The sequence below is a fragment of the Nonomuraea sp. KM90 genome, assembly GCF_052246675.1.
In the GTDB taxonomy this organism is placed as follows: domain Bacteria; phylum Actinomycetota; class Actinomycetes; order Streptosporangiales; family Streptosporangiaceae; genus Nonomuraea.
On the sequence record NZ_JBQQCB010000258.1, the window covers coordinates 1 to 6,260 of the forward strand.

The 6,260-nt window shown below is 72.1% G+C and carries 1 protein-coding gene; it reads right to left on the reverse strand.

All coding sequences use genetic code 11. The features are described 5' to 3' along the window. A partial coding sequence (locus ACTWPW_RS62620; protein ID WP_443174787.1) for an amino acid adenylation domain-containing protein occupies positions 1–6,260 on the reverse strand: 6,260 nt, incomplete at both ends.

Sequence of the window (6,260 nt, forward strand, 5' to 3'; positions counted from 1 at the left end):
TCGGCCGTCAGTCCTGGCCGTCCCAGATAGCCTCGGGCCACCCCGGCTCCGCCGATGTACAGCTCGCCGATCGCGCCGGGCGGGACCGGGTTGAGATGGCGGTCCAGCACGTACATGGTCGTGTTCGCGATCGGCTTGCCGATGGACACCGGCCTGGCGGGGGCGAAGTCGTCCCCGATCACGTACACCGAGCAGCCCACCACGGTCTCCGTGGGGCCGTACTCGTCGATGATCCGGGCCTCGGGCGCGATCCGCTGCCAGGCGGCGACGGTTTCCGGGCGGACCTCGTCGGCGCCCACCACGAACGTGCGCACCGACCGCACCGAGCCTGGCTCGAGCAGCCCGCGCAGGGCGTCCAGATGTCCCGGCGTGATCTTCAGCAGGCTGAAGTCGCCCGGCCGGGTCAGTAGGTCGGCCAGCTCGGGCAGAGCGGCGTTGTCCGCCAGCAGGGTCACGCTCTTGCCGCCGATCAGCGGCAGGAAGAAGTTCGGCACCGACAGGTCGAAGGCGATCGAACCCACCATCGGCGCCCCGTCAACACCGTCCAGGCCGTAGCCGTCGATGGCCCACCACAGGTAGTTCATCAGCTGCCGGTGGCTGATCATCACGCCCTTGGGCCGACCGGTCGACCCCGAGGTGTACATCGCGTACACCAGGTTGTCCGAACAGGGCCGCACCACCGGGGCGCTCGACACCGGTTCGTCTCCGACGCAGATCACGTGGCCGTCGAAGCGGTCACGCCACCGCTTCAGCGTGACCACGACCTGCGCCTTCGTGTCGGCCAGCATGAAGGCGTGCCGGTCGGCCGGGTGCTCCGGGTCCAGCGGCACGTACGCCCCGCCCGCCTTCATCACCCCGAGGAGCGCCACCAGCATCTCGACGCAGTGATCGACACACACACCCACGAAGCGCTCCGGGCCGACCCCCGCCGTCGCCAGCGCCGCCGCCAGCCGGTCCGCACGCTCGTTCAGCTCGGCGAAGGAGACCCGGATGCCGTCGGCGTCGACCACCGCGGTGGCCTCGGGCGTGCGCAGCGCCCACTCCTCGAACAGCTCGTGCACGCACCGATCCCCCGGGTACGGCGCGGCCGTGGCGTTCCACTCCTGGATGATCGTCCGCCGTTCCGCCGGAGTCGGCAGCTCAAGGTCGGCGAGCCGGGCGGCGGGGTCGGCCGCGATGGCGCGCAGGAGATGCTCGTAGTGGCCGAGCAGGCGGGCGACCGTCTCCTCGTCGTAGTGGTCGCGCCGGTAGGTCATGGTCACCGTGAGCCGGTCGCGGGCGGAGATGTCGACCAGCAGCGGGTAGCCGGTCTCCACGCCGCTGCCCGCCGGGCTGACGGTGAGCCCGGCGGTGGTCACCTCGTCCACGAAGGAGTTCTCGAACAGGAAGATGGCCTCGAACAGCGGCTGGTCGGCGGGGACACCGCTGAGCCGGTGGACGTCCACCAGGGACGAGTGCTCGTGCGCCCGCGACTCGACCTGCTGGGCGTGGACGGCGGCCAGCCACTCGCCCACCGTGAGCGAACCGTCCAGCCGCACCCGGACCGGCAGGGTGTTCATCACCATGCCCACCATCCGGTCGATCCCCGCCACCGGCGCCGACCTGCCGGCCGTGGTCACCCCGAAGACCGCCTCCTCCTCCCCCGCGAACCGGCCCTGGAGCAGCGCCCACGCGGCCAGCAGCACGGCATGCGTGGTCACCCGTTGCGACCGCGCCAGCTCACTCACCGGCGCCACGTCCAGCGTCCGTGACAGCTCGCCGACGCCCCGCTCACCCGAAGGCCGCGAGGCGGGCAGCGCGGTCGCCGCGGTCACCCCGGCCAGCTCGTCCCGCCAGAACGCCGCATCGGCCCCCGCCTCGACACCGGCCAGCCACCGCGCATGCCCCGCGAACGACACCGGCGCGGGCAACAACGGCTCCACACCCGCCCGCAACGCCTCATACACCGCGAACACCTCGCCGAACACGGCCGACTTGCTCCAGCCGTCCAGCACGATGTGATGACACCACCACGACAGCCGATGCCGGCCCGGACCCTCCTCGTTTAGCGCGATCCGGTACGGCACTCCCGAGGCCAGATCGATGGGCCCTTCCCCACCCAGCGGCACCTCCACCCGGCGCAGCACGACCTGCACCGGGTGCGGCAGCCCCTCCCACAGGAAACGACTGCGCAGCGCCGCGTGCCGGTCCACCACCCGCTGCCAGGCCGCCATCAGCAGCCCCTGGTCCAGCTCGCCCTCGATCACGTACTCGTCCCTGATCACGTACTGGTCGGGCTCGATCAGGTGGTGGAGCAGCATGCCCTTCTGCAGCGGCGTGAGCGGCAGCACGTCCTCGGCGTCCGGCCAGGTCCTGCGCACCGCGGCCAGCAGGTCGTGGTCCACCTCGGCCGCCGGTACGGGGACGGCCTCCTGCTCATCCTGGGCCAGCGCGGCGACGGTCTGCGCGCGCAGCACCTGGCGCGGGGTGAACGTCAGCCCCGCCTGCCAGGCCCGGCTGCTGATCTGGATGGCGTGCAGGGAGTCGCCGCCGAGTTCGTAGAAGTTGTCCAGGACGCCGATCCGCCCGGCTTCGAGGACGTCCTCCCAGATGGCGCAGAGCATCCGTTCGAGATCGTCGCGCGGCGCGAGGTACTCCTCGCGCCGCGAGGCGTGATCGGGATCGGGCAGGGCGGCACGGTCGATCTTCAGGTTGGGGGTGAGGGGGAAGGCGTCCAGGTAGACGTATCCGGCGGGAATCATGTAGTCGGGCAGCGTCTCGGCGAGGGAGGCGCGCAGCGCCCCTTCCGCCGGCCGCTCCCCGGCGGCGACCAGGTAGCCGATCAGCTGCCTGTGCCCGCCGCCCGTCTCGCGCACCGCGACCACCGCCTGGGCCACCTGTGGATGCCCGGCCAGCCGGGCCTCGATCTCGCCCAGCTCGATGCGGTGGCCGCGGATCTTCACCTGGTGGTCGGCGCGACCCACGAACTCCAGCTCGCCGTCGGGCAGGTAGCGTGCCAGGTCACCGGTCCGGTAGAGCCGCGCGCCCGGGTGGGCGCCGAAGGGGTCGGGCAGGAACCGGTCGGCCGTCAGGTCCGGGCGGCCCAAATAGCCGCGCGCCACCCCGGCGCCACCGATGTACAGCTCGCCCACGGCTCCCGCGGGCACCGGGTTGAGGTGACGGTCCAGCACGTACAGCTGGGTGTTGGCGAGGGGACGGCCGATCGAGACGCGCCCGGCGTCGGCGTCGACCCGCCAGGCCGACGACCAGATCGTGGTCTCGGTCGGGCCGTAGACGTTCCACACGATGCCCGTACGGCGTGCCAGCTCGGCGGCGAGCGGCACCGGCATGGCCTCGCCGCCGCAGAGCGCGCGCAGTCTCCTGTCGCCGTCCCACCCGGCCTCGATCAGAGTTTGCCAGGTGGTGGGCGTCGCCTGCATGACGGTGGCGCCGGTGCCGGTGATCGCCCGCGCGAGGCGGGTTCCGTCGAAGGCGGCATCGCGGTCCAGCAGCGCCACCGTCCCGCCCTTGATCAGCGGGAGGAAGAGTTCGAGTCCCGCGATGTCGAAGGAGATCGTGGTCACCGCCAGCAGCGTCTCCCCCTGGTCGTAGTCCAGGCGCTCGGCCATCGAGATCAGCAGGTTGACGAGGCCGCCGTGCCGTACCTGGACGCCCTTGGGGCGCCCGGTCGAACCCGAGGTGTAGATCACGTAGGCCAGGTCGTCCGGCCCGATTTCAGGCAACGGGGCCTCGTCCGCGTGCCGTACGTCGTCGATGCGGAGGTGCGGGCGGTCGCCGGCGGGCAGCTGTCCCGCGCAGGTCGCGGTGGTGAGGATCAGCGCGGGGTCGGCGTCCTCGATCACGTGGGCGAGCCGTTCGGCGGGGTGGTGCGGGTCGAGCGGGACATAGGCCGCCCCGGCCTTGAGGATGCCAAGCAGCCCGGCCACCAGCTCGGCGCCCGGCTCGGCGCAGATCGCGACCAGCGACTCCGCGCGGCAGCCCAGCGCGACCAGCCGCCGCGCGAGCCGGTCGGCGCGCTCGTCCAGCTCCCGGTAGGTCACCTGGCCGCCGTCGGTGTCCAGGATCGCCACCGCTTCGGGGGTACGGCGCGCCTGCTCGGCGAACAGCTCGTGCACGCACCGATCCGCCGGGTACGGCGCGACGGTGTCGTTCCACTCCTGGATGATCGTGCGCCGTTCCGCCGGAGTCGGCAGTTCCAGGTCGGCGAGCCGGGCGGCGGGGTCGGCCGCGATGGCGTGCAGGAGGTGCTCGTAGTGGCCGAGCAGGCGGGCGACCGTCTCCTCGTCGTAGTGGTCGCGACGGAAGGACAGGGTGGCGGTGAGCCGGTCGGGCGCGGCCGCGACGTCCAGGGTGAGGGGATAGCCGGTCTCGCCCTCGTCGACGGCGCGGGTGATGGTGAGCCCGGCGGCGGAGACCTCGTCGGTGGGCGCGTTGTCGAAGAGGAAGATGGCCTCGAACAGCGGCTGGTCGGCGGGGACACCGCTGTGCCGGTGGACGTCCACCAGTGAGGAGTGCTCGTGCGCCCGCAGCTCGACCTGCTGGGCGTGGACGGCGGCCAGCCATTCGCCCACCGTGAGCGAACCGTCCAGCCGGACCCGCACGGGCAGGGTGTTCATCACCATGCCCACCATCCGGTCGATCCCCGCCACGGGGGCGGAGCGCCCGGCCACGGTCACGCCGAAGACCGCCTCCTCCTCCCCTGCGAACCGGCCCTGGAGCAGCGCCCACGCGGCGAGCAGCACGGCGTTCACGGTCACCCGCCGCGACCGCGCCAGCTCGATCAGCGGGGCCGCGTCCAGGACGCGCGACAGCTCGCCCGTCCCCTCCTGGCCGGAGGGCCGCGAGGCGGGCAGCGCGGTCGCCGCGGTCACCCCGGCCAGCTCGTCCCGCCAGAACGCCGCATCGGCCCCGGCCTCGACACCGGCCAGCCACCGCGCATGCCCCGCGAACGACACCGGCGCGGGCAACAACGGCTCCACACCCGCCCGCAACGCCTCATACACCGCGAACACCTCGCCGAACACGGCCGACTTGCTCCAGCCGTCCAGCACGATGTGATGACACCACCACGACAGCCGATGCCGATCCGGACCCTCCTGGCGCAGCGCGATCCGGTAAGGGACGCCGGAGCTCAGGTCGAAGGGCTCGTCGCCGGTCAGCGACACGTCCACCCGGCGCAGCACGGCCTGCACCGGGTGCGGCAGCCCCTCCCACAGGAAGCGACTGCGCAGCGCCGCGTGCCGGTCCACCACCCGCTGCCAGGCGGCCGCGAACAGCTTCTCCTCCAGCGGCCCCTCGATGACGTACTCGTCGAGTCCGGTGTATTCGCCTGCCTGGCTGAGCGTGTGGAAGAGCATGCCGGACTGGAGCGGCGACAGGCGGAAGGCGTCCGCCACGTTCTCGTCGGCGCGAAGGTTCCGGATCTCCTCGGGTGTCAGGCCTGAATGCGCGAACGGTTCGCCGGCTTCCTCCGCCGCTTCCAGCTGTTCGAGCGTGGGGGCGAGTTCGGCGATGGTCTGGTGGTGGAGCAGGTGACGAGGGGTGAGGTGCAGCCCGTGCGCGCGGGCCGAGGCGGTCAGCGCGATCGTCAGGATGGAGTCGCCGCCGAGCTCGAAGAAGTTGTCGCCGGTGCCGATCCCGGTCACACCCAGCACCTGCTCCCAGAGGTCGACGAGCAGCGCCTCGGTGGCGGTGACCGGCGCCGTCGCGGTGCCGTCCGTGGCGGGCGCGGGCAGCAGCCTGCGGTCGACCTTGCCCGCGCTGGTCAGCGGTATCTCCTCCAGCGTGATAATCGTGCCGGGGATCATGTAGTCGGGCAGCGTCTCGCGCAGGAACGCGCGCAGCCCGTCGGGGCTCGGCGGGTCCGCCACCGCGACGATGTAGGCGATCAGCTGCTTGTGGCCGGAACCTGTCTGGTGGACCGCCGCGACCGCCTGGGAGATGCGCGGGTGCAGCAACAGGCGTGCCTCGATCTCGCCCAGCTCGATGCGGTAGCCGCGCACCTTCACCTGGTGGTCGATGCGGCCGAGGAACTCCAGGTTCCCGTCGGGGCGGAACCGGGCCAGATCGCCGGTGCGGTAGAAGCGGGATCCCGGCTCGGCACTGAACGGGTCGGGCAGGAACTTTTCGGCCGTCAGTCCTGGCCGTCCCAGATAGCCTCGGGCCACCCCGGCTCCGCCGATGTACAGCTCGCCGATCGCGCCGGGCGGGACCGGGTTGAGATGGCGGTCCAGCACGTACATGGTCGTGTTCGCGATCGG